Annotated in this window: 19 protein-coding genes; 8 read left to right on the forward strand and 11 right to left on the reverse strand. The window is 68.0% G+C overall.

Annotation, left to right across the window (positions count from 1 at the left end; translation table 11 throughout):
- Window positions 1–16 precede the first annotated feature (16 nt).
- Both malQ and OHA21_RS44705 read right to left on the reverse strand, forming a co-directional pair.
- The gene (malQ, locus tag OHA21_RS44700) at window positions 17–1,852 is read right to left on the reverse strand and encodes a 4-alpha-glucanotransferase (protein ID WP_328465873.1); all 1,836 of its coding nucleotides are present in this window, start codon (window positions 1,850–1,852) and stop codon (window positions 17–19) included.
- Between the two features lie 348 nt (window positions 1,853–2,200).
- Window positions 2,201–4,579 (reverse strand): phosphoketolase family protein, encoded by a 2,379-nt coding sequence (locus OHA21_RS44705; RefSeq protein WP_442875206.1) that lies wholly within the window; start codon window positions 4,577–4,579, stop codon window positions 2,201–2,203.
- Between the two features lie 729 nt (window positions 4,580–5,308).
- Here OHA21_RS44705 and OHA21_RS44710 point away from each other — a divergent pair.
- Both OHA21_RS44710 and OHA21_RS44715 read left to right on the forward strand, forming a co-directional pair.
- Window positions 5,309–6,121, forward strand: a complete 813-nt coding sequence (locus tag OHA21_RS44710; protein WP_328465877.1) for a universal stress protein — start codon at window positions 5,309–5,311, stop codon at window positions 6,119–6,121.
- A gap of 179 nt (window positions 6,122–6,300) precedes the next feature.
- Window positions 6,301–7,290: an Acg family FMN-binding oxidoreductase gene (locus OHA21_RS44715; RefSeq protein ID WP_328465879.1), complete on the forward strand. Its 990-nt coding sequence runs from the start codon at window positions 6,301–6,303 to the stop codon at window positions 7,288–7,290.
- A gap of 38 nt (window positions 7,291–7,328) precedes the next feature.
- Here the strand turns inward: OHA21_RS44715 and OHA21_RS44720 are convergent, their stop codons facing one another.
- Window positions 7,329–7,871 carry a PAS domain-containing protein gene (locus tag OHA21_RS44720; protein ID WP_328465881.1) on the reverse strand — a complete coding sequence of 181 codons (543 nt, stop codon included), beginning with the start codon at window positions 7,869–7,871 and terminating at the stop codon, window positions 7,329–7,331.
- A gap of 153 nt (window positions 7,872–8,024) precedes the next feature.
- Window positions 8,025–8,405: a response regulator gene (locus OHA21_RS44725; RefSeq protein WP_328465883.1), complete on the reverse strand. Its 381-nt coding sequence runs from the start codon at window positions 8,403–8,405 to the stop codon at window positions 8,025–8,027.
- A 372-nt stretch (window positions 8,406–8,777) separates the two neighbouring features.
- Between OHA21_RS44725 and OHA21_RS44730 the strand changes: the two genes are divergently transcribed.
- Window positions 8,778–9,962 carry an MFS transporter gene (locus OHA21_RS44730; RefSeq protein ID WP_328478918.1) on the forward strand — a complete coding sequence of 395 codons (1,185 nt, stop codon included), beginning with the start codon at window positions 8,778–8,780 and terminating at the stop codon, window positions 9,960–9,962.
- Window positions 9,955–10,431, forward strand: a complete 477-nt coding sequence (locus tag OHA21_RS44735) for a hemerythrin domain-containing protein (RefSeq protein WP_328465885.1) — start codon at window positions 9,955–9,957, stop codon at window positions 10,429–10,431. Before OHA21_RS44730 ends, OHA21_RS44735 begins: the two co-directional genes overlap by 8 nt.
- Before the next feature lie 54 nt (window positions 10,432–10,485).
- Here the strand turns inward: OHA21_RS44735 and OHA21_RS44740 are convergent, their stop codons facing one another.
- From OHA21_RS44740 to OHA21_RS44760, 5 genes are all read right to left on the reverse strand, one after another.
- Window positions 10,486–11,694 carry a globin domain-containing protein gene (locus tag OHA21_RS44740; protein ID WP_328465887.1) on the reverse strand — a complete coding sequence of 403 codons (1,209 nt, stop codon included), beginning with the start codon at window positions 11,692–11,694 and terminating at the stop codon, window positions 10,486–10,488.
- A 474-nt stretch (window positions 11,695–12,168) separates the two neighbouring features.
- Window positions 12,169–13,374 (reverse strand): PP2C family protein-serine/threonine phosphatase, encoded by a 1,206-nt coding sequence (locus OHA21_RS44745; protein ID WP_328465889.1) that lies wholly within the window; start codon window positions 13,372–13,374, stop codon window positions 12,169–12,171.
- A gap of 702 nt (window positions 13,375–14,076) precedes the next feature.
- Window positions 14,077–15,702 (reverse strand): PAS domain S-box protein, encoded by a 1,626-nt coding sequence (locus OHA21_RS44750; RefSeq protein WP_328465891.1) that lies wholly within the window; start codon window positions 15,700–15,702, stop codon window positions 14,077–14,079.
- A gap of 561 nt (window positions 15,703–16,263) precedes the next feature.
- The gene (locus tag OHA21_RS44755; protein ID WP_328465893.1) at window positions 16,264–16,605 is read right to left on the reverse strand and encodes a response regulator; all 342 of its coding nucleotides are present in this window, start codon (window positions 16,603–16,605) and stop codon (window positions 16,264–16,266) included.
- Window positions 16,606–17,031: 426 nt separating this feature from the next.
- Window positions 17,032–17,340 carry an STAS domain-containing protein gene (locus OHA21_RS44760; RefSeq protein WP_328465895.1) on the reverse strand — a complete coding sequence of 103 codons (309 nt, stop codon included), beginning with the start codon at window positions 17,338–17,340 and terminating at the stop codon, window positions 17,032–17,034.
- A 239-nt stretch (window positions 17,341–17,579) separates the two neighbouring features.
- Here OHA21_RS44760 and OHA21_RS44765 point away from each other — a divergent pair, with 239 nt between their 5' ends.
- From OHA21_RS44765 to OHA21_RS44780, 4 genes are read left to right on the forward strand one after another with little or no spacing between them, the layout of a single operon-like run.
- Window positions 17,580–18,266: a CBS domain-containing protein gene (locus tag OHA21_RS44765; RefSeq protein ID WP_328465897.1), complete on the forward strand. Its 687-nt coding sequence runs from the start codon at window positions 17,580–17,582 to the stop codon at window positions 18,264–18,266.
- A 50-nt stretch (window positions 18,267–18,316) separates the two neighbouring features.
- The gene (locus tag OHA21_RS44770) at window positions 18,317–18,805 is read left to right on the forward strand and encodes a Crp/Fnr family transcriptional regulator (RefSeq protein WP_328465899.1); all 489 of its coding nucleotides are present in this window, start codon (window positions 18,317–18,319) and stop codon (window positions 18,803–18,805) included.
- A gap of 50 nt (window positions 18,806–18,855) precedes the next feature.
- Window positions 18,856–19,827, forward strand: coding sequence for an Acg family FMN-binding oxidoreductase (locus OHA21_RS44775; RefSeq protein ID WP_328465901.1), 972 nt, complete (start codon window positions 18,856–18,858; stop codon window positions 19,825–19,827).
- Window positions 19,828–19,829: 2 nt separating this feature from the next.
- A complete protein-coding gene (locus tag OHA21_RS44780) occupies window positions 19,830–20,303 on the forward strand; it encodes a nitroreductase/quinone reductase family protein (RefSeq protein WP_328478920.1) in 474 nt (157 codons plus the stop codon).
- A 573-nt stretch (window positions 20,304–20,876) separates the two neighbouring features.
- Here OHA21_RS44780 and OHA21_RS44785 read toward each other — a convergent pair.
- Together OHA21_RS44785 and OHA21_RS44790 are read right to left on the reverse strand one after the other, a co-directional pair.
- A complete protein-coding gene (locus tag OHA21_RS44785; protein WP_328465903.1) occupies window positions 20,877–21,089 on the reverse strand; it encodes a MarR family transcriptional regulator in 213 nt (70 codons plus the stop codon).
- A 190-nt stretch (window positions 21,090–21,279) separates the two neighbouring features.
- Window positions 21,280–21,777 (reverse strand): response regulator, encoded by a 498-nt coding sequence (locus OHA21_RS44790; RefSeq protein WP_328465905.1) that lies wholly within the window; start codon window positions 21,775–21,777, stop codon window positions 21,280–21,282.
- Between the last annotated feature and the right edge of the window lie 433 nt (window positions 21,778–22,210).

Genomic DNA, 22,210 nt, shown 5'->3' on the forward strand with positions numbered 1-22,210 from the left:
CGGATGTGTCAGGCGGCTACCGACGGCTGATGGCGGCGATCACGTCGTTGGCCAACGGTGCATTCAGCAGGTCCTCGACCGGTGCGGGCAGGCCGATGCGCCAGTTCGGGTAGTCGTCGATAGTGCCCGGCATGTTGGGCCGCTCGGTGACTCCGGCGGCATCATCCAGCGTGGCAAGCACGACGCGGGATGGGCAGGCCGCCAGTTGCCGGTACTGGGCGAGGATCGCCGCACGTATTTGGTTGGTGCCGATCGGCTGTGACGCCTCGATGCCGGCCTGGCAGCGTAGTTGGTCTCGCGTTTGTTCGATGTCAGTGGCGTCGAAGGCTTTACCGATGCGGGCCATGTCACGTTGGTCGGAACCCGTCAGGATGCCGGTGATGGTGGCCTGGTCGTGGGTGCCGGTTGTGCCGACGGTGTTCTCCGGATTCCCGGCGCAGCGTCCGGCGATCTCGGTACGGTAGCCGAGCATGCCGATTGCGGCCATGGTCTCTCGGATGCCGTCGGCGACCGTGCCGATGTCCTCACCGACGATCCATGCTCCCGCGCGGCCGGCCTCGATGCGAAGTACCGCGAGCAGTGCGTCGACCGGGTAGCGCACGTAGGCGCCGTCTGTGATCCGGCCACCGACCGGGATCCAGAATAGTTGCCACAGCTGCATGACGTGGTCGATGCGCAGGGCGCCGGCGTGCCGCAGTGCCGAGCGGACCAGGTTGCGAAACGGAGCGAATCCGGCAGCGGCCAGGGCGTGCGGGTCGAATGGCGGCAGGGTCCAGCGCTGGCCCTCCCGGTTCCAGGGGTCAGCGGGGCAGCCCACCTCGAAGTTGAGGGCCAGCAGATCCTGGTGCAGCCAGGCGTCGGCGGAGCCGAAGTCGAAGCCGACGGCGGCGTCCAGGCAGATGGTGGCCCCGCTGCGGCAGGCTACCGCCAACTGCCGGTCGGCGACCCACTGGCACCACATGTGGAAGCGCACCCGGTCGGCGTGCTGCGCGGCGAACGCGGCTACCGCCGGTGCGAGCGGGTGGGCGAACTCGGTGGGCCAACCTCGCCAGTCGCCGCCGTACGTTTCCGCCAGCACCGTCCAGGTCGCGAACGAGCTCAGATCGTCACCATGACCTGTGGCCCAGTCGCGGAACTCAACCGGCTCCTCATCACGGACAGCCGCCCAGATCCGCTCCAACGCCTCCCCTTTGAGCCGGGAGACAGCATCCCGGTCGATTCGTCGGTTGGCGTTGAGCGATCGGCCTTGCGCAGCCAGGTCGGACAGGTTGACGCGTTCGGCGCCGGGAGCGTCGCCGGGCGCGATGTGCAACACGTTGAGCCACTGCCGGCTGGCCGGGCTGTACGGGGAGTTCGGGGCGGGGCAAATGGGGGCCATTGCGTGCACCGGGCTGACCAGTAGCACCCCCGCCCCGCGCGCCGCGACTGACCGGGCGATGAAGGCCAGATCACGGAAGTCGCCGATTCCCCACGAGTCACGGCTGCGAGCGGCGTACAGCTGCACCGCGAGTCCAGAGGTTCGTGGCGGCTGCGGCAGGTATTCCTCGGCGGCCAGCACCTGATGCACCGTTCCGTCGTCAGCAGTCAGCGTGTGGTAGCCGACCCGGTCTACGACACCGCAGACCCGACTTGTCGTACCGTCCTCGTACTGCAACTGCCCGTACAACCGGGGGTGGTGCCGTCCAGGAGTGGCCACGATCGGCTCCGTCGCGAGCATGCTGCTACGCAGAAACCTATCGGCGAGGGCGCGGCGGGTCGAGTCGGCTAGCGTCCGCTCGACGCCGAAGGCATCGACGTAACCCGGCACGACCCCGAGAGCGGCGAGGTCAACAACAGGCGATGGCGCAGTCATGCCGTTCACAGTCGCGGTTACCAGTTGTCACCGGCCGCATCTCCAGGGAGCGATCCGGGTGCAGGGCCCCACACGGTTCACCGTCAGGTCCATGATCCTCGGCTTGCCGGCGTCGTCATGCCGGCGCCGGTGCCGCGACGTGGTTCACCGTCCACTCCCAGCTGGCCGACGAACGGATCACCGTCTCCAGCGGACGCCATAGCGAGCGCGGTGCCCGCAGCCGCGGGCCGCGCGTAGAAGACTGGCGCGTCACCCGTGGACTATGCGGTCTATCTGACAGTGCGCCCCAGGGAACGACACGGGCGGGTCCGTGCCAACCTCGGCGCCGGACCTGCCCGTCTTCGTCGGTCAGTGCTGGGCCCAGTCGCCGAGGGACCAGTCCCGGACCTCCGGCATGTCCTCGAGGTGCTCGACGACGTACCGTTCGTGCTTGGCCAGTTGCGCCTCGCACCAGGCCTTGAGGTCGGTAGCGCCGGTCGGCAGCCGCTTGGCGTTGTTGATCGCGTCCATCACCAGGTGGTAGCGGGACGCCCGGTTGCGCACCGTCATGTCGAACGGTGTGGTGGTGGTGCCCTGCTCGATGAAGCCGCGCACCCGGAACCGGTCGGCGTCCGGCCGGCCGTGCACCAGCTGGTGGATGGCGCCCGGGTAGCCGTGGAACGAGAACACGACATCCACGTGGTCGGTGAACAGTTCCCGGAACATGGTCTCGCTCATGCCGTGCGGGTGGTCCTTCGGCCGCGGCAGGGTCATCAGGTTGACCACGTTGACCACCCGCACCTTGAGCTGCGGCAGCTTCTCCATCAGGATTCGGGCGGCCGCCACGGTTTCCATCGTCACCACGTCACCGGCGCAGGCCAGCACGATGTCCGGGTCGCTGCTGCCGTCGTCGGTGCCGGCCCACTCCCAGATGCCCGCGCCCTTCTTGCAATGCTCGATCGCCTGGTCCATGTCGAGCCACTGCAGCTGCGGCTGCTTGTCGATCACGATCAGGTTGATGTACGACTTCGACCGGAAGCAGTGGTCGGCCACCGAGAGCAGGGTGTTCGCGTCCGGCGGCAGGTAGACCCGGGCGACGTCGCCGCGCTGGGTGAGCACCACCTGGATCAGGCCGGGACCCTGGTGCGAGAACCCGTTGTGGTCGTTGCGCCAGGCGGTCGAGGTGAGCAGGATGTTCAGGCTCGGCACCTTGGCCCGCCAGGACAGATGCGAGGCCTCCTGCAGCCATTTGCCGTGCTGGACTGTCTGCGAGGCGCTGACCATGGCGAACGCCTCGTAGGTGGCGAACATGCCGTGCCGGCCGGTCAGGTTGTAGCCCTCCAGCCAGCCGTGGCAGTTGTGCTCGGAGAGCACCTCCATGACCCGCCCGTTACGGCTCAGCTTCACGTCGTCGTCGGTGACCGATTCCATGAAGCCGCGGTCGGAGACCTCGAAGACCGCGCCGAGCCGGTTGCTGTTGGTCTCGTCCGGGCAGAACAGCCGGAACCGGTCCGGGTTGCGGGTGTAGATGTCACGCATCAGCTCGCCCAGCTTGCGGGTCGACTCCGCCCTGCCGCACGCCGGCTTGTCCACGCCGATGGCGTAGTCCCGGAAGTCGGGCATGTCCAGGTCGCGAGTGAGCAGGCCGCCGTTGGCGTGCGGGGACGCGCTCATCCGCAGATCCCCGTCCGGCGCAAGAGCGCGGACCTGCTCGACCGGGGCCCCGGTGGCGTCGAACAGCTCCTCCGGCCGGTACGAGCGCAGCCACTTCTCGAGCTCACGCAGGTGATCCTCGTTGCCTTTCACCCCGGACAGCGGCACCTGGTGCGAGCGCCACGTGCCGGTCACCGTGATGCCGTCGATCTTCTCCGGCCCGGTCCAGCCTTTCGGCGTACGCATGACGATCAGCGGCCAGCGCGGCCGCTGGCCGTCCCACGCCCCGCCACGGGCAGCGTCCTGAATCTTCTGGATCTTGTCCCAGGCTTCGGCGAGCACCGCCGCGAACCGGTGGTGCATCCCCGGTAGGTCGGCTCCCTCAACCTCGAGCACCTCGTACCCGTGGCCCTCGAGGAGCTTGCGCACCTCGGCCGGGTCTTTGCGGGCCAGCACCGTCGGGCCGGCGATCTTCGCGCCGTTGAGGTGAAGGATCGGCAGGACCGCGCCGTCGTGCGCCGGGTTCAGGAAGGAGATGCCCTTCCAGGAACCCTCCAGGGGCCCGGTTTCGGCCTCGCCGTCACCGACCACCGCGATGGCGAGCAGGTCCGGGTTGTCCATCACCGCGCCGAAGGCGTGCACCAGCGCGTAGCCGAGCTCGCCGCCCTCGTGGATGGAGCCGGGGGTGGTCACCGAGACGTGGCTGGGGATGCCGCCGGGGCTGGAGAACTGCCGGAACAGCCGCAGCATGCCGCCCTCGTCGAGGCTCACCTTGGGGTAGACCTCGGAGTAGGTGCCCTCCAGGTAACCGGCGGCGACCAGGGCGGGGCCGCCGTGCCCCGGACCGGCCAGATAGATGGCCTGCTGGCCGGTCTGCTTGATCAGGCGCGACACGTGGGCGTAGATGAAGGACAGGCCGGGGCTGGTGCCCCAGTGCCCGAGCAGGCGTGGCTTGATGTGCTCGTTCTTGAGCGGCTCCCGCAGCAGCGGATTGCCCTGCAGATAGATCTGACCGATCGTCAGATAGTTGTTGGCCCGCCACCAGGCATCGAGGCCGGCGACTTCGGCGTCGTCCGGTGCGGCGAGCCGCCGCACGACTTCTTCATGGTCGATCCGGGTGGCCCGGTTGTCCGAAACGGCGGTCACAGATGTGGTCCTCTCGTTGCGATGGCACCTCGATCGAATGCTATTGACGCGCACGGTGGCTCGCAGCGAAAGGACGATTCCGTGGCCAGTGCCGTGCGGTCGTGTTCGCAGCTCAGGCTGTGCAGCGCCGAGATCTTGTGAGTGACACGCCGGGCGAGGCGAGTGTCCGATGATTTGCCGTCCTGTGTACGGCAGGCGGCGGGCCGCTGGCCATGGCGAGTCGATGGCCCCTGGGCCGGCTGTCCGAGATTGTCACTCCGGGGTCGCGGCCACGGAGGTCGCCGAGGCCACGGCCGTCGTGAACCACCTTCGCCGCAGTCGTTGCCCAAGTAGGAATACAGCGGCGCAGCGGGCGCACGCCGATCCCCTCACGCCGGAGTCAGTGACCGCTTCACCGTCCCCTTGGCGGATGCATCGGGCAGGGCTGGCCAGCGAGTCCTTGAAGGCCGCCGATCAGAGCGCGTGCGCGGCATGCCGGTGGGTCGGCCGTGCGGTACGCCATATCGGTGAATGGCGGCCGTGTTGCGCCGCCGAGGGACTTTCGGCCCTGAACAAGTACCGCCCCGCGCGGTCACTGTGAGCTGTGAAGGACGTCACCGCTGGTGTTCGCCGGAAGGTCCCTTTGCTGAGACCCGAGGTGGCGCCGGTTGCGGTTTCCGAACGAGGAGGGCGAGCAGGATGCGTCGCTCAGTTGCGGTTGGTGTCGGAGGAGCCGGCGGATGGAATGCCCTGGCGTGGGCCGTCGAGCAGGGCCATCAGTCCGGGGGCCGGCTGGTGTTGGTGCACGTCTGCCCGCCGGGATCAATGCTGGACCGCGGTGACGGTGAACCGACGGCTGCTGAGGTGGAACTGACGGATCCAGGGCTGGCTCGCGCTGTCACGGCCAGCCGCCGGAAACTGGGCGGTCGGCGGGTTGGGCTGACCATTCGTTCGGGAGACGCCTCGTCACGGCTCGTCGAGGCATCATCGGGGGCTGACCTGCTGGTCGTCGGCGCTGGCGGCAGGACCTCCCGCCGGGTCCTGCGCGGTGCACACTGCCCGACTGTCATCGTGCGCAACACAACGCCACAACCGCAGGAATCGTTCGCCGGCATGGTGGTCGTCGGCGTCGATGCCAGTGCCGCCGGTGGCGCCGCAGTCGACTTCGCCTTCGCTTTCGCGCAAGAGCATCGGCTGCCGCTCGCCGCGGTTCATGTTCTCACCCACCGCGAGCGGCAGCCGGAGGCAGCCGTACAGCGCCTGGCCGACGATGTCGTTGCTCGGCAACGCACCTACCCGGATGTGCCCGTCGTCTCAACGGTGTTGCACGGCAATGTCGCCGCCGCTCTGATCCAGGCCGGTGCAGGCGCTGCCCTGCTCGTGGTCGGCGACAAACGACGCGGGCCGCTCGGCCGGGTCCGCACCGGCGATGTCGTCGTGACCGTCGCTGACAAGGCCCCGTGCCCGGTCGCGGTGGTACCCGCCGATCAGCGATCCGGTGACCCGCTATGAGCGCCCACGATCGGTGCTGGATCACCGGTCGGCCCGTGGGGAGGTGAGCGGCCAAACCGCCTCGACAGCGTCGGCCAGAGGAACGAACCCGCAAGCAACGCGGCAGCACGAGCTTTCACCCAGACGTGGTCGCAACGGGGAAGGCCGGCTCGACCAGAACCGTCAGGACCTGCAAACCCGTGACGTGGAAGGCAACGAACATGATCCCGGACCCGTCCAGCATGCTGACCAACGCCGCCGTCTTCGCCGCGCGGGCACCGTCGCTGCACAACACCCAACCTTGGCACTGGCACGTCCATCACAACACCCTCGAACTGTCGCTGGACACCCGACGGGTGCTGCCGGCCACGGACCCGGACGCCCGGCTCGCCATCCTCAGTTGCGGCGCAGCCCTGCACCATGCCGTGATCCGGCTCGCCGCCGACGGACAGGCCGTGACCGTGCAGCGCCAACCCGACACCGCCGATCCGACCCTGCTGGCCCGGGTGCGGGTAACTGGCACCATGCTTGCCGACCAGGATGCGGTGGCGCTGGCAGAACAGGTGCCACACCGCAGAACCGATCGCCGTACTGCTACGGCCGCCCCGGTCGATCTCGACTTGGTCCGGCGGATCCGGGAAGCGGTCAAAAGCCACGGATGCGGCCTCATCCCGTTGTCACCGCGGCAACTGGTCACGCTCGCGGAGGCGGTCGAGGCCGCCCACCACGTCGAAGCCCTCGACCCGCAATGGCAGGTGGAAGTAGCAGGCTGGGTCGGTGGGAACCGTCCCGACGGGACCGGCATCCCCACCACTGCACTGCCAGAGGATCCCTACCTGCTGACCGCGCCGGCCCGGGCCTTGCGCCGGGCCGGGGCCGCTCTCATCGCGGACTCGCAGCAGCGGGCGGCGGTGTTCACCGTCCTGCACGGACCCGACGATCTCCCGCAGACCTGGCTGCGAGCCGGGGAAGCGCTGTCCGCGGGCTGGCTGACCGCGACCAGCACCCAGATCGCGGTCCTGCCGCTGAGCATCGTCGCCGAGGTGGCCACCACCCGCGACCGCATCCGCGCCGCCTTGAACTTCACCAGCCACCCGTTCCTGGTGCTGCGGCTGGCCGCAGCGGGCAGCAGCATCGCGCCCTCGGCCACCCCACGGCTGCCGGCAGCGGCAGTCATCACCCGATCCTGAACCGTGCGGACGGATGTAGCCGACAGCAGCACGACGGGTCAGTGCGTGTGCCGGTTGGTCAGCACCCAGACGAACTCGTCGTACTGCAGCCCTACGTCCGAGAGCGCCTCCTGCAGCGCCCGTGAGCCGGCAGCGACAGCCGCATCGCCCGTAGAATGGCGTCGTTCCTGCTCCAGGATCTTCTGGTAGAGGATGTGGATCTCGCCGACCGCCTCCCGCGACGGCAGCCGCCGGTTGGAGTGATAGCCGACAACGTTGCGGTCCGCGTCGTACGACGGAGTGATGTGTGCGAAGACCCAGTAGTGGGCGCCGTCCGCGGCCAGGTTCAGGACGTAGGCGAAGATCTCCTGCCGCTGCTTGAGCGTGTCCCACATCAACTTGAACACCGCCCGCGGCATGTCCGGATGCCGGATGATGTTGTGCGGCTGCCCGACGGCTCTTGCCTCAGCCAGCGCCGCGACGCGCAGGAAGACGTCGTTGCAGTAGGTGATGACACCTCTCGGGTCCGTCTTAGTGACGATGAGTTCATCCTCGCGGAAAGTCCGCTCGATACCAGTCGGCTGGACCCGCACTGCCCTCATACGGGCATCTTCTCCCAGCGCGCCGCGATGTACCTCCTGATCGCCGGCGAAGCTGAGGTGGCCGCGACGGGGAAATGGTGCTACCGGTCGGCCGCTACCCCACCTCACCTGGTGACCCCGCGGTGAACACAAGAGCAAGAACCGTGTGCCCGGTCATCGGAGTCGACGGGGATTGGGTGTGGTGGCCAGCACGTCGTTGACCTCGGCGCGTAGTGACCGAGGAGCGAATGGTTTTGTGATCCAGCGGGTGAACAGGCCGTCAGGGACTGTCGACTTGGTGGCGGCGGCGGTGACCAGGATGGCAGGAACGTCGTTACGGCTGGGGCTCTTCCGTAGTTGTCGCACCAGGTCGGCGCCGGTCATGTCCGGCATATGGAAATCGGTGATGACCAGGTCGAGGTCGCGGCTGGCAGCGTGGGCGAGCGCCGGTGTCGGCCCGGATGCGGCGAGAACCTCATGGTCGGCGCCCTGCAGAACGAACACGATCAGATCCAAAATGTCGGGGTCGTCGTCGACGACCAGGATCACCGCCATGGCACCGTCCATCCGCCTGTCGTTTCGAGGGATGGTCACAGACTGTCCGGTGGTTGAGTGCAAGCCGGGTTTGGTCGCGGTGCGAACCGGTTGCATGTCTTGTGCACGGTCCAACCGGTGACGGACCGCCTCGACGTGGTCGGTAGGGGTCCCGGCAGGGCGGGTCCAAAGTCCCTGTTCGCGCGGGTTGCGCCCAGGGAACCTGATGAGGCAGACCTTCAGGCCGTTCCTCGCGATGCGGCCGGTCTGTGGACAGCAGCGATGGGCACGGGCTGCCCGTCGCTTACCGACGTCGAAACAGCGGAGAGTTCCATGAGCAGTTCGTCGGCCCGCCTCACACGGGACCCTCACCCGAACGGCCGTCCGGGGTTGATGCTGACACTGGCCACGGTCGGGTTCGCGGTGAACTTCTGGGCATGGGCGCTGCTCAGCCCGCTCGCCGTCCGGTTCACGGCCGCTCTGAATCTCAGCCCGTTCCAGCAGGCGTTGCTGGTGGCCGTACCGGTGGTGGTCGGCTCGGTCGGCCGGATCCCGGTCGGGGCGCTGACTGACAAGTTCGGTGGCCGGCTCATGTTTCCGCTGGTGTCGCTCGCCACCATCGTGCCGGTGCTGTACCTCGGCTTGCTCGGGCACGGCTCCCTGGCAGCGCTGCTGATCGGTGGGTTCTTCCTCGGCATCGGCGGCACCGCGTTCGCGGTCGGTGTCCCGTTCGTCAGCGCCTGGTTCCCGCCGCAGCGGCGCGGCTTCGCCGTCGGTGTGTTCGGTGCCGGCATGGGTGGCACCGCGATCAGCGCGCTGACCACCGTCAAGCTGGTCGACGCCGGCAGCACCGCGACCCCGTTTCTGATCACCGCTGCGGTGCTCGCCGTCTACGCGGTCGTCGCCTGGCTCGTCATGCGTGACGCCCCGGACCGGCCGGTGCCGACCGCCCCGCTCGCCGCCCGGCTTGGCGCGACGCTACGGCTGCGGATTACCTGGCAGGCGTCGGCCTTGTATGCGGTCGCGTTCGGCGGCTACGTCGCGTTCTCCGTCTACCTGCCCGCCTATCTGAAGACCGCGTACGGGCTGGCCCAGGCCGACGCCGCCAACCGGATGGCCGGGTTCGTCGTCCTCGCGGTGATCATGCGCCCCGTCGGCGGGTGGCTGTCCGACAAGGTCGCCCCAAGCCGGGTGCTGGCCGCCAGCCTGGGCGTGGTCCTCGTCGGTGCGGCCGTGCAAGCGTTCACCCCGGGCCTGGCACCGGTCGGCACGATCGCGTTCCTTTCCATGGCCGCCGCGCTCGGTGCCGGCAGCGGTGCCACGTTCGCCCTGGTCGCACAGGTCGCTCCGGCCAACCAGGTCGGCTCGGTCACCGGCATCGTCGGCGCGGCCGGCGGACTCGGCGGGTTCGTGCCGCCGCTGGTGATGGGAGCAATCTACGGCAGTTTCGAGTCGTACGCCCTCGGCCTGGCCCTGCTCGCCGTGGTCGCCCTGGCCGCCCTGCTGCTCGACATCCTGTCGGTCGCCCGCAGCGCCGGCCGCGAGACCGCACGAGGCGGGGAAGTCGTTCATGTGTGAGTACTGCGGCTGCCAGGAGGTCACCGCGATCGGTGACCTGACCCGTGAACACGACGAGGTCGTTGCCCTGATGAGTGACGTGCGTACGGCACACGCCGCTGGCGACGTCGACGGCATGGCGGTGCTGGCCCGCCGGATCAGCGAGATCCTCAGCCCGCACACTGCCGTGGAGGAAGAGGGACTTTTCCCTCTGCTGGCCCCCGACTTCCCCGATCAGGTGGACGCGTTGCGGACCGAGCACCGCCACGTCGAGGCCGTTCTCGGCGCCGCCGCCACCGCAACGCCGGCCGACCCGGACCGGCCAGCTGCGTTCATGGATGTGCTGTCGGAGTTGCGGGCGCACATCCTCAAGGAACAGGACGGTGTGTTCCCGGCCGCGTTGACCACGCTCGACGGTGCCGACTGGGACGCCGTCGACGCCGTCCGTGCCCGCGTCGGCAGCGGTCTGCATCACGACGCCACCGCCTGAGCGAGCAGAAGACGTTGCCGCCCGCACCGCGGGCGGCTACGTCGCTTTCAGCTGTCAGTCGGTGTCGGCCTGCCACAAGTCCGGGCCGAACACTTCGTATTGAATGTCACGCACACCGACACCTCGTTCGAGCAACGCTCCACGAATCGCCTGCATGAAAGCGATCGGCCCGCACAGGTAGTAGACCGCGTTCTGCGGCAACTCCACCCCGCTCAGGTCCATCATGCCGGCGTGCGCGGCGGCGACGGGAAGCTCACTGCCGCTCCCGTCCTCGTACCAGACGTGTAACGCCGAGCCGGGCAGCCGGGCGAGATCGCCGACAAGCTGCTGCCGCAGCGGGAACGACGCTTCGTTGGCGTCGGCGTGCAGCAGCGTCACGTTCAGGTGCGAACCGGCCGCGACCAGGTGCGAGATCATCCCGGCCATCGGGGTGACCCCGATCCCGGCGCTGACGAAGACCACCGGCCGGCCGCCGTCGTCGAGGACGACATCGCCGTACGGCACGCTCATGGTTAGTTCGTCGCCGACCTGAACCCGGTCGTGCAGGAACGTCGACACCTCCCCGTCGGGTTTCCCGCCGCCGTGCACCCGCTTGACCGCGAAGTAGCGGTGCTCGCCGTCGTCGGCGCGGGTCAGGCTGAACTGGCGCGGCTGACGCACGCCGTCCGGCATCAGCGCGTTGACGGTGATGTACTGGCCGGGCAGCGACGTCTTCACCGGCCGGTCGTCGACCCGGCGCATCACGAACACGGTGACGTCGTCGGTTTCCCGGATCTTCTCGGAGACCGCCCACTGCCGCCACACCCGTTCCGCGGTGACCCCGCGGGCGCTGTACAGGCCGCGCTCCTGATGGATCAGCGCGTACGCCATCAGCCAATAGACTTCGTCCCACGCGGCTGCGACCTCCGGGGTGACCGCGTCACCGAGCACGTCACCGATCGCCCACATCAGGTTGTCCCGCACGATCTGATACTGGTCGGGGCGGATGCCCAGCGACGCATGCTTGTGCGCAATCCGGGTTAGCAACCGCTCCGGCAACTGCTGCGGGCTCTTCACCAACGCAGTGGCGAACACCGCCACCGACCCGGCCAGGGCCTTCGGCTGGCTGCCCTCAGCCTGGTTCCCGCGGTTGAACATCCCGTCCTGTAAATCCGGGTGCTCGGCGAACATGTGGGCGTAGAACCGGTTCGCGATCTCCTCGATGTGTTCGCCGACAACCGGCAGCGTGGCCTCGACAATCGGCCGGGCCTTGTCCGACAGCACAGTGACCTCCCGGTGAAAGACGGCACCCTGATGTCTGGACGCGGCAGTCCAGATTCAGGGCAGTTGATGAGTACCCCGAGTGGCATCGGCCACTCTCCCGCGGCGCTACCTCCCCGCAGGGACGGATCTTTCCGAGACTAACCACGTTCCGCCGGACAACCGCCGGAGATCAGCCAACGCGCCCCGACATTTCGCTGCCGCTGATATATATTGCCCCGCCGCATGTTCGAGCTCAGGCCGAGCTCAACCAACGGGGAACGAGCGACCTTCTTGAGAGATCGGTGTGCCCGACGGCAGTGTCCGGAGCGTTCACAGCATTCGGCGGCCGTGCCTGACCCTGGCAGGACCAGAACATGCACACCCCGATCGGCATCGCCGAACGGCTCACTGCCTCCGTGCGCTGGACGAGGAGCGAACCGCATCGAGGGCGCCGCAGGCCCGGACAACCCGCATGGTGAACGCTTCGGAGTGACCTTACCGACGACGTGAAACTGCCAGCAGCGCCATGTCATCCTCCGGCTGGCGTGGGGCGGCCGCCATGATGGCCGAGCACACGCCCTCCGCGGTGTCCGCGCAGGCGGCGGCCAGCAAGCCTCGGATACCCACGTCGATAGGTTGATCGCGGCGTTCCACCAGACCGTCCGTGTAGCAGACCAGCGTACCGGCGGAGGGAAATGCCATCGTGACGCTGCGGCGGTCGAGCCGCAGCTCGCCGGTACCAAGGGGAGGATCGACCGGGATATCGGTGAGCTCCACAGCGTGCCCGCCGGCGCACAGTATCGGGCGCAAGTGACCAGCCGAGGAGATACGTACGGCCGCCCGTTCAGGAGAGATCATCAGATAGAGACAGGTGGCGAAACGATCGTTCTCGAAATGGTGCACCTCGCGATCGAGAAAGGACAATGCAGCGGCAGGATCCGCGCACAGCAGCGAATACGAACGCAGTGCGCTGCGGGCACGCCCCATCGCGACCGCGGCAGATGGCCCGCGACCGCAGACATCACCCATGACCACCCCGAGCCATCCCGATGGCAGTGGAAAAGCGTCGTACCAGTCTCCACCGACACCGGAATCGTCGACCGGCACGTAACGGGCGGCAAGTTCGAGACCCGCTACGGTCGGCAGCCCCGCGGGTATCAGGCTCCGGCTCAACGTGGATACGGCGATCCGCTCACGCGCGTACTCGCTCAGACGCCTCACCTCACTCAGCCGATCAGCTGCGGATTGGAGCATCTGCACATCCTCGGCGGTGAAGTCCCGCCGCGTCAGCGTGCCTACATGCAGAACCCCGACGAGTTGCTCATCTGTAATGACGGGTGCGCCAAGGAGAGATCGGAGACCTCGCTCGATCAAAACCGGATTAACAACATTGGCGGAGTTGACATTGTTGATAGTGATCAACTGACGGCTTTTTGCGATCTGGCCGGCAAAGCCGCGCCCGTACGAAATGCGGATTCCATGGAGGAGTTCTTCTTCCAGGCCTCTGGCCGCGACAGGAATGAGCTGGCCAGCAGTCTCGTCGAACAGTAGGAATGTCGCGGTGTCGGCGCTGAGAAGCTTCCGGATCTCGTCGAGTAGTTCGTCGAGTGGGTTCGCAGATTGAATCCGAGACAACGCGGCACAGGTGGAATCCGCGAATCTGCGGAGTCGTTCACTGCGCTGCATGTTGGCTGCTGCCACACGCGAAGCGTATGCGTCGGCGCATCAGACGTCAGTCTGGTGCCTCCTTAGGGTGCCGCAATGCTGCCGCCCACCGGGCAGACTCATGCCGAGGATCAGGGCGGTCGGTATGGCTGGATGACGCCGTTCCCCTGGCGACGCGGGATGCCGGGCGGCGAATGTTTGCACCTGGACGGTCCGGCACCGTGCCGGACCGGTGTGGGACGGCCGGCTGGATGGTGCCGAAGCTTTCAGGCGGCGTGGGCGCTGTTTTGGTCCGGCGCGGCGCCGCCAGGTCGTACGGTTGGCGACATGCCTGCCGAGCCTGGCCCACTACTCGCCGGCCTCGTATCCCGGCTCGACTCGACCTTGTTAGTGCTGCGGACGAGGGTGTGCCGGCTGGCCGAGGGCGGAGTGCCGCCGATTGAGCTGGTGGCTGTCCATGCCGCGCTTGATCAGATGCAAGCAGCAGTGGCGCAGCTGCGGTGTCGCGCCGCCGACCTGTTGACTGCGGCAGCGGATGACGGCTCGGGGCAAAGCGATGACCTCTCGGCCGAACCTACCGTCGGGAGACGGGCGCTCAAGCCGTGGACACACCTCGGCAGCGAGGTGCCTGATCACGGCCCGACGACAAACCGGCGCGGGTCTTATGACGGGTTCGGCGGGTGGAAGTCCGGTCCGCACGGTCACGACCGACGGTGAGCGTGGTAGAGGCCAGCCGGCTCAGCCGGCAAGTGCCTGATGGACCGCGGTCAGCAGTTCCCGCCGGGTGAACGGCTTCTCCAGCAGCGTGTTCGCCGGGTCGAGGGTGCCGTGAGTGGCCAGGAACGGGGTGGCGTACCCGGACATGAACAGCACCTTAGTGCCGGCACGCTTCGCGGTGACGCGTTCGGCAAGCGCGGTACCGAGCATGGTGGGCATCACCACATCGGTCAACAAAAGGTCGATTGAGCCGGGATGCCGGTCGGCCAACTCGACCGCGGCGGCGGCGTCATTCGGGGCCAGTACCTGGTATCCGCTGGTGTCCAGCAAGCGGCGGCACACCTGCCGCAGACTGGGTTCATCCTCGACCAGCAACACCGTCTCTCCGTGCCCGGCAAGCTGATCCAGCCTGGGCTCCGCGGGGCGTGCGGTCGTCGGCCGTTGATCAGTTACCGGCAGCAGAATGCTGAAGGTGGTTCCCACACCCTCCTCGGAGCAGACCGTGACGGTTCCGGCGGCACCGGTCACGATCCCGTACACCATTGCCAGGCCCAAGCCGGTGCCTTGACCCGGTGCCTTCGTGGTGAAGAACGGTTCGAAGATCCGGTCGACGACCTCGCGGGGCATGCCGGTGCCGGTGTCGCTGACCCGCAACCGCGCATACTCACCCGGTTTGATCGCCGGGCCGTGTGTGACGTGGTCGCCGTCGACCATGACGCTGTCGGTCTCGATACTCAGGGTGCCGCCACCCGGCATGGCGTCGCGGGCGTTGACGGCCAGGTTGACCAGAACCTGTTCGAGCTGTCCCGGATCGGCCATGATCGGTCCGCAGTCACCGCCGCAGGTGATGGACAGGGTGATGTGCTCGCCGATCGAGCGGCGCAGCATGTCCTCCACGCCGTGCACGACGGTGGCCCAGTCGACGGCCTGCGGCCGCACGACCTCCTGGCGGGCGAAGGCCAGTAACTGCCGGGTCAGGTCACCGCCGCGGCGGGCGGCTCGCATGATCTGCTGCGCGTCCTGACGGACCTCAGCCCACATCTCCGGTCCGTCCCCGGCCGGATGCTGTTCGTCGGCGCTGTCCGAGATGAATGCCGCATAGTTGACGATCACGGCGAGAAGATTGTTGAAGTCGTGGGCGACACCACCGGCCAGCTGACCCAGGCTCTCCATCCGTTGGGTGCGCAGCAGCTGGGCTTGCAGTGCCGCCCGGTCGGCTTCCTCCCGCAGCCGGACCCGTTCGGCCTCGGCGCGTAGCCTGTCGCTGATGTCGCGAACCGCCGCGGATACGATCAGTCCGCTGTCGGTACGCAAACCGCTCAGGCTGATCTCAGTGGGAAACACCACGCCGTCCTTGCGGCGCGCCCGTAGCGGTTCACCGCCGCCCATGGCCCGGTGCACCGCGTTGGCGAAGTACCGCTCTCGCATTTCACGGTGTGCCTGCGCGAGGTCGTCCGGAACGAGGACCTCGATCGGTTGGCCGATCAACTCGTCCCGGCCGTAACCGAACAGCCGCTCGGCCTGCCCGTTGACGAACACGATCCGCCCGTGCCGATCCGCACCGACCATCGGGTCCGGCGCCGCATCGACCAGTTGCCGAAACAGCGAGTCGTCCGGCACCAGGTGCTTGTCGTCGGCTGTAGTCACCGGTCCGCTCCGTCCCAGTAGCGGCGGAGTCTGCCGTGCGGCGGCCAGAGCTGTCCCGGCGGTGCGCTGGTAGCGCCGACCGGACGAAGGACCGCGCTGGTACCCAACAACGTGGCCACCCCCTTTCGCGTCGACCCGGTGTTCTTCGTACCGCATCGTCGGACGAGCGACTGCCACATACGCAAACCCGCACCGCCTCGACGGCGCCGTGTCCAATGCGAGAGGGTGTGCCGGCCGCACACCAGAAGCGGTAGGACATGCTACAAAGCCTGGTGGGTCCCGCGGCCTGGGCCGTGGGTTGATGCGGCGGGGATGATCATCGCGAACCGCCGTACCCGATGGCCTGACCTGGTCGCTGTGAGGAGAGAAGTCACCGCTGCACCACGATAGGACTGGCGTTCTCGGATCAAATCTATGCCTGGCGTCCGCGGATCGACGCTCTGTCACCTCGCTGGCCGGCGGCCGTGACCGGCTCCTTTGCGCAAGGCCGGACCAGGGCCTCCTGCTGACGTGAGTCGGCCCCTTCGATCGGAACCCGGGAGTGTCTTCGGTGCTGCGCTGTCACGGGCAGGCGAAGGGAACCTGACCGTCCTCATGTCCGCTGTGCAGGGCCTTGTCGACGCAGCCGACGAGCTCCCGCGGCTCGAACGGCTTACGCAGAAACCCGGTCGCCTGCGCGTCTTCCGGTAGGGAGTCACCCGGCATCAGGCTGTCGCTGGCGAACACGACCGGCAGATTGTTCGTCGTCGGATCGGCTCGCAGCGCCTGACACAACTCGACGCCGGTCATTGCCGGCATGTCGATATCGCTTACCACCACGTCGGGAACATGTTCCCGGATCGCTTGGAGGCCTGCGCCGCCGTCGGCGGCCAGAACCACTGTGTGCCCGGCCCTGCGGAGCACCCTGCCGATGATTTCGCGGATGTCACTTCGTCTTCTGCCACGACAACAGTGCCATTATTTGCCGGCTCACCCGTTCTGGGCCGTCCGAGTGGCGCGCATAATCCGCCGATCGAGTGCAGCCCGGAGGCCTCCGCCGCCGATGAAGTGCGGCTGGCAGGCATCGCAGCTGTGCCGCCCGACTGCGGGTGGCCGTGTTGCAGAGCGTCGCGTGCGCAGCAGCGAGCGACAGCCGCTGACCGGCCACAGGGGTGTGGCGCTTACCGCGGTGCGCAGCCGAACACGTCGGCCAGGCCGGTGACTTCGAGTTGGCGGCGAACGAGACCACTGCTGCGCTCGACGGTGACCGTGGTACCAGCCTGCCGCGCGGGGCGGTGACCACGCCTATCGCCGGCGTGTGCCGGCGGAAGTTTCGGCCGCGTTGGCGATCTACTGCGCTTTCAACGTGTCCCACAGCCCGACGATCTCCAGGATCCGGCGCACACCGGGCTGCGGATTGGCGATCCGCAACCGTATTCCGCGCGAGGCGGCCGCACAGTATCCCTCGTCAAACGCCGCGAGGCCGGATGAATCACAGAACGTGACTTCCGCGAGGTCCACGACGACGTCACGGACACCGTCGGCGCTGACCGCCTCGTTGACGGCCTGCTGGACGTCATCCACGGTCGCCATGTCGATCTCTCCGTACACCCAGATGTGGATCACGCCTGCTGATGTGCGGCCGCTGGTGACATTCATCGATGTTCCGCTCCGTCATGCCGGTCAGGCCGGATCAGCGTAGCCGCCCGTCCGGGCATGTGGCATGCCGTTGTCGCGGATACCCGACACGGCCCTGGGAGCTGTTGATCACCGGCCCGGCAGTGCAGGCGGACGTCGGCGAACGCCCGCCGGGGGCCGAAAGGCCCGACGCGGAGGTCTGCCGGTCCTGCCCCGGCGGGCCGCGCGGGTTCTACCGTCAAAGTGACGAGGAGGACGTGATGCGAGTCTGGACAGTCGGTGACGTGATGACGACGGCGGTGGTGACCGTCGACCCGAGCGCTTCCTATCGTGCCGTCGTCGATCTGCTGGTCGAAAGGCGGATCAGCGCGGTGCCGGTCGTGGACGAGGCCCTGCAGGTTGCCGGCGTGGTATCCGAAGCCGACCTGCTACGCAAGATTGAATATGCGGGAGATGAGAAGCCGCGGCTGTTCGAGGGCCGCCGGCGGCGCGGTGAACGGGCGAAGGCCACGGTGGGCACCGCCGCGGATCTGATGAGCGCCCCACCGGTGGTAGCCCGCGCCGACATGTCGATCGCGGCCGCGGCCCGGCTGATGGACGCCGAGCATGTCAAGCGCCTGCCGGTCGTTGACGACCTCGGCCGGCTGATCGGGATCGTCGCGCGCAGCGACCTGCTGAAGGCGCATCTGCGCCCGGACGACCAAATCCGCGAGGACGTGGTCGACGGCATGCTGGCCGCCTACTTCGCAGACGGCGTCGACGATGTCGACGCACAGGTGAGTGGTGGCGTCGTGACGCTCACCGGAAGGGTGGACCTGGCCTCGACCGCTGAGTCGGCCGGTCACGTCACCCGGCAGGTGCCCGGTGTGGTGACCGTGGTCAACGCGATTACCTGGGTTGTGGACGACCGGCAGACGGTGACCGGCCTCGGATACGGCGTCGCCTGAACATCGCCGGACCGGCCTATCGTCCGGCCATTTGAGAGAGTAGGTGCGTCATGTCGTCGTTGAATGTCTACGACCAGCTGGCCATGCACGACTTCGCCGCCGACCTGCCCGCCGACTGGCTGCACCGGTGGGCGGAGTATGGCCGGCCGGTGTTTCACCCCAGCCAGCACCGCCTGTTCTCCGCAGGCGACCCGGCGAACAAGTTCTGGCTGATCAACTCCGGCGCGGTTGTGCTGGACTTCGCGGTGCCGGGCCGTGGCGACATCGTCATCGAGCGGCTGCGGCACGGCTCGGTCGTCGGCTGGTCCTGGCTGATCCCGCCCTACCGGTGGCGGTTCGGGGCCGTGGCCGCCGAAAACGTCCACGCCATCGAGTTCGACGCCGCCCGGGTACGCGACATGATCGCCGACGACCCGCAGCTCGGCCGTGACCTCAACGCCCGCTTCCTAGCGGTGCTCGCCGACCGGCTGCACCACGCCCGCGCCCGGCTCGCCGAACTGTACGCCTACCCGGACGCCGATCCGGGACAGCTCCGCTGACCCGGTCGCCCTGGTGCCAGGGCGACAGCTGACTGAAAGGGAGCGCGGCGATGACGACACCACTGGACGAGCAAACTCTCGCTCGCTGCGTGCAGACCGCCGCGCTCGCACCGTCGCTGCACAACAGCCAACCATGGCGCTTCCGGATCGCCGACGGCACCGTCGACGTGTTCGCCGACCGCAACAGGCAACTGGAGGTTCTCGACCCGGCAGGCCGGGAACTGCTGATCAGCGTCGGCGCGGCCGTGTTCACCCTGCGCCTCGCCGTCGGCGCGCAGGGCCGGATACCGCTGCTCACCGTGTTGCCCGACCCGGAGCTGCCCGATCTCGTCGCCCGGATCCGGACTGGCCGTGCCACGACGCCGTCGGCGCAGGTCAATGCCCTGGCCGCCGCGATCACCGCCCGGCACACCAACCGGCGCCCGTTCGCCGACGCCGTCGTGCCCGCCGACAGTATGGAGCAACTGTCCGTCGCCGCCGCCCAGGAAGGCGCCGTACTCACCCGGGCGAGCGCGGTCAGCCGCGACACGATCATCGGCCTCGGCCAGGCAGCCGAGGCCCGGCTCCGGGCCCGCGGCAGCTACCGCGCCGAACTCGGCCGATGGACCCAGCCCCGCACGCACCGGCGCGACGGTATCCCACCTACCGCCTACGGGCCGTGGGACGCTATGGAACACATGCCGCTGCGCGACTTCGGACTGGTGCACCGGCAACCGTCGCGCCCCACCGAACGGTTCGAGGCCCACCCGACCATCGCGGTGCTCGCCACCGACGGCGACGCCCCGCCGGACTGGATCCGGGCCGGACAAGCGCTGCAACGAGTCCTGCTGACCGCGACCTGCCTGCACCTGGCCACCACCCCGATCAGCCAACCCGTCGAAATCCCCGCGGTGCGTGAAATGCTCACCGACACCTCCAGCAACCGGTGGGCGCAGATGATCATCCGGCTCGGCTACGCGGAACCGGCCGCGGCGACACCCCGCCGCACCCTCGACGACATCCTCGAAAGGCTGCAGCCGTGACAATGACCCGACGTTGGCGGCGATGGATGTACCGCGACGGCCGCCCCAACCGGCTGGCCCGGCTGCTGAACCGGCTCTCGGCCGTACAGTTCAGCACCGGTTTCCTGGCCCCGACCGGCTGGGTCACGCTGGAGGTGACCGGCCGAGTCAGCGGACGCCCGGTCGTATTCCCGCTGGTCGTCGCCGACTATGAAGACGAACGGTATCTGGTGTCGATGCTGGGGGAGAACGCGAACTGGGTGGCGAACGTGCGCGCCGCGAACGGCGAGGCGATCCTGCGGCACGGCCGAGCCCGTCCAGTTCGGCTCGTCGATGTGCCGGTCGCCGAACGGGCCCCGATCCTGCGCCGATACCTGGACGTCGCGCCAGGCGCACGTGCCCACCTGCCAGTCGACCGGACAGAGCCAGTGGAGCAGTTTGAACGGATCGCCGCGAACTATCCGGTCTTCCGCATCTCGGCGCAGACCGAGCACTGACGATCGTCCCCGGCGAGATCGGCGACCTCGGACAGCAATCCCGACGCAGGGCACAAAAGATTGCGGCGAGCCCGCCCAGCGCTGGACGTGCCGGGCGCGAATCCGTATCGGCCGAGGCGGCGATTGGCAGGTCCTTGCCGCGCGGTTCACGCCGCCACGCCCGGCGCACCTACGCCTTCTCCCTCAACAGCCTGCGGTTCTCCTGCAGCATGTCGCTGGCCGGCCGATCAACGCGTTCGCCGGCATCGGCCTACCGGATTTAGCTGCGCAGCGCTTCCGGATGGGCGTTGAGCTGTTCCGCGTACCGCTGGATCTTGGGCCCCGGGCTGCACGAAATGGATTCCCGCACATTTAGGCGGATATGAAAGCGGACCGGGTCGCCGGCGCAGACGAGAGGCAAGAGGTGGCGACCGCTGTCAGGTGCTCTGCCTTGGTATCGACACCACGCCGGTCAGGGACTCTGGCTACCAGAGGTGTGGGAGGAGTGCGGTGCCGCCGCGCCCTGTTTTCCGTGAGGTGGGTATCCACGGTGGAGTTGAGGTCGGCCATGAACACTTGGAACTGTTCCAGAAGCTAGGGCGGCGGGTAGTGCGCCATGGCAGTGTCGAGGCGGTAGGCGAGCGGGCCGAAGAACTCGTCCGCCCGCCCCTGGATGCGCTCGCCGCTACGCAGAGTGATGTTGCGCCGGTCGGAGTGCTCGCGGGCACGGATGATGTGCCCTTCCGATTCGAGACGATTCAGCAATGCGGTGGTGGCTGGCGTGGACAGGGGGATCCGCTCGCTCAATCAGAGCGAGTCCGTATGCGACCTGTGCAAGAGAACCGGGCTGAGGCTGCCGCCAACTCGGTGGCCCGCCCACCAGCCCGACCAGGAAACGACAATGGCGTGCTTCCCGGCCGCATTCCACGAAACGCCATTTGATGTTCCGGGAGCCGTCCGGCGCCCAGCTCAGCCCGTGGCTGTCGAGCGTTCGGTATCAGTGCCTGCTGGCAATCACATCACAGAGTTCGGCGATGAGGCGGCGAGGCGACACGGGCTTCGGCAGGTACCGGTCAGCTCCGGCGTGGAGTCCGGCCTCCACGTCGTACTGATGGACGCCGGCGGAGTACATGAGGACGGCGGTGTTGTTGATTTCGGGTGTGCTGCGGACGAGCCGACACAGGTCGATGCCGTTCATGTCGGGCATCCGTACGTCGGTGATCAGGCCGACCGGTTGAGCGTTGGCGAGGATGCGAGCGGCGGTTCTGCCGTCACGGGCACCTACGGTCTGATACCCGGCGGACTCCAGCGCGATCGTCAGCAGTTCACGGATGTCCCGGTCGTCCTCGGCGACGAGCACCAGGTCCTTCTTCATCGCGATACCCTTTCTGTCGGCTGCGCCCTGACCATCGGCCGGTGCAGGCTGCCGTTCAGTTGCCTGCCGTTGCATCTGCGGAGCGAGCCGAGAAGCCGCTGCCAGAGCTTCCCAGGTCACGCGGCCGCCGCGGCCAGTCCGCCTGCCGCACCGAGAGAGCTGCTGTAGCGGCCCGGATCGATGACGGTTCGTTGCCCGCATGACGGCAAGCAGATTCGCGCGTGCGCTCAACGCAGGGACAATGTCTGTCCATCCCACGCCGCCGGGAATCGGCCTTCTGTGCTGACCGTATCGCAGTGCTGCTGTCGGCCAAGGCTTCACGAACTGGTCCTGGCCGCCGCGGGCGGGGCCGCGACGAGGCCTCCATACCAACCCGCGTGGCCGGGCTGTCGGTGCTGACGCATCAGCAGAGCGGGGCCGCGATGCGAACCGGCACCAGTTGAGCCTGCCCACGTCCGCTACCGACCGGCACGGGCGAGGGCCACTCTTGCTGGCCTGCCATCAACCCGCTCTCGTCGTGCACCGGACGGGAACCAGGCCGCCGAGACGATGG

It is taken from the genome of Actinoplanes sp. NBC_00393, from assembly GCF_036053395.1.
GTDB lineage: Bacteria > Actinomycetota > Actinomycetes > Mycobacteriales > Micromonosporaceae > Actinoplanes.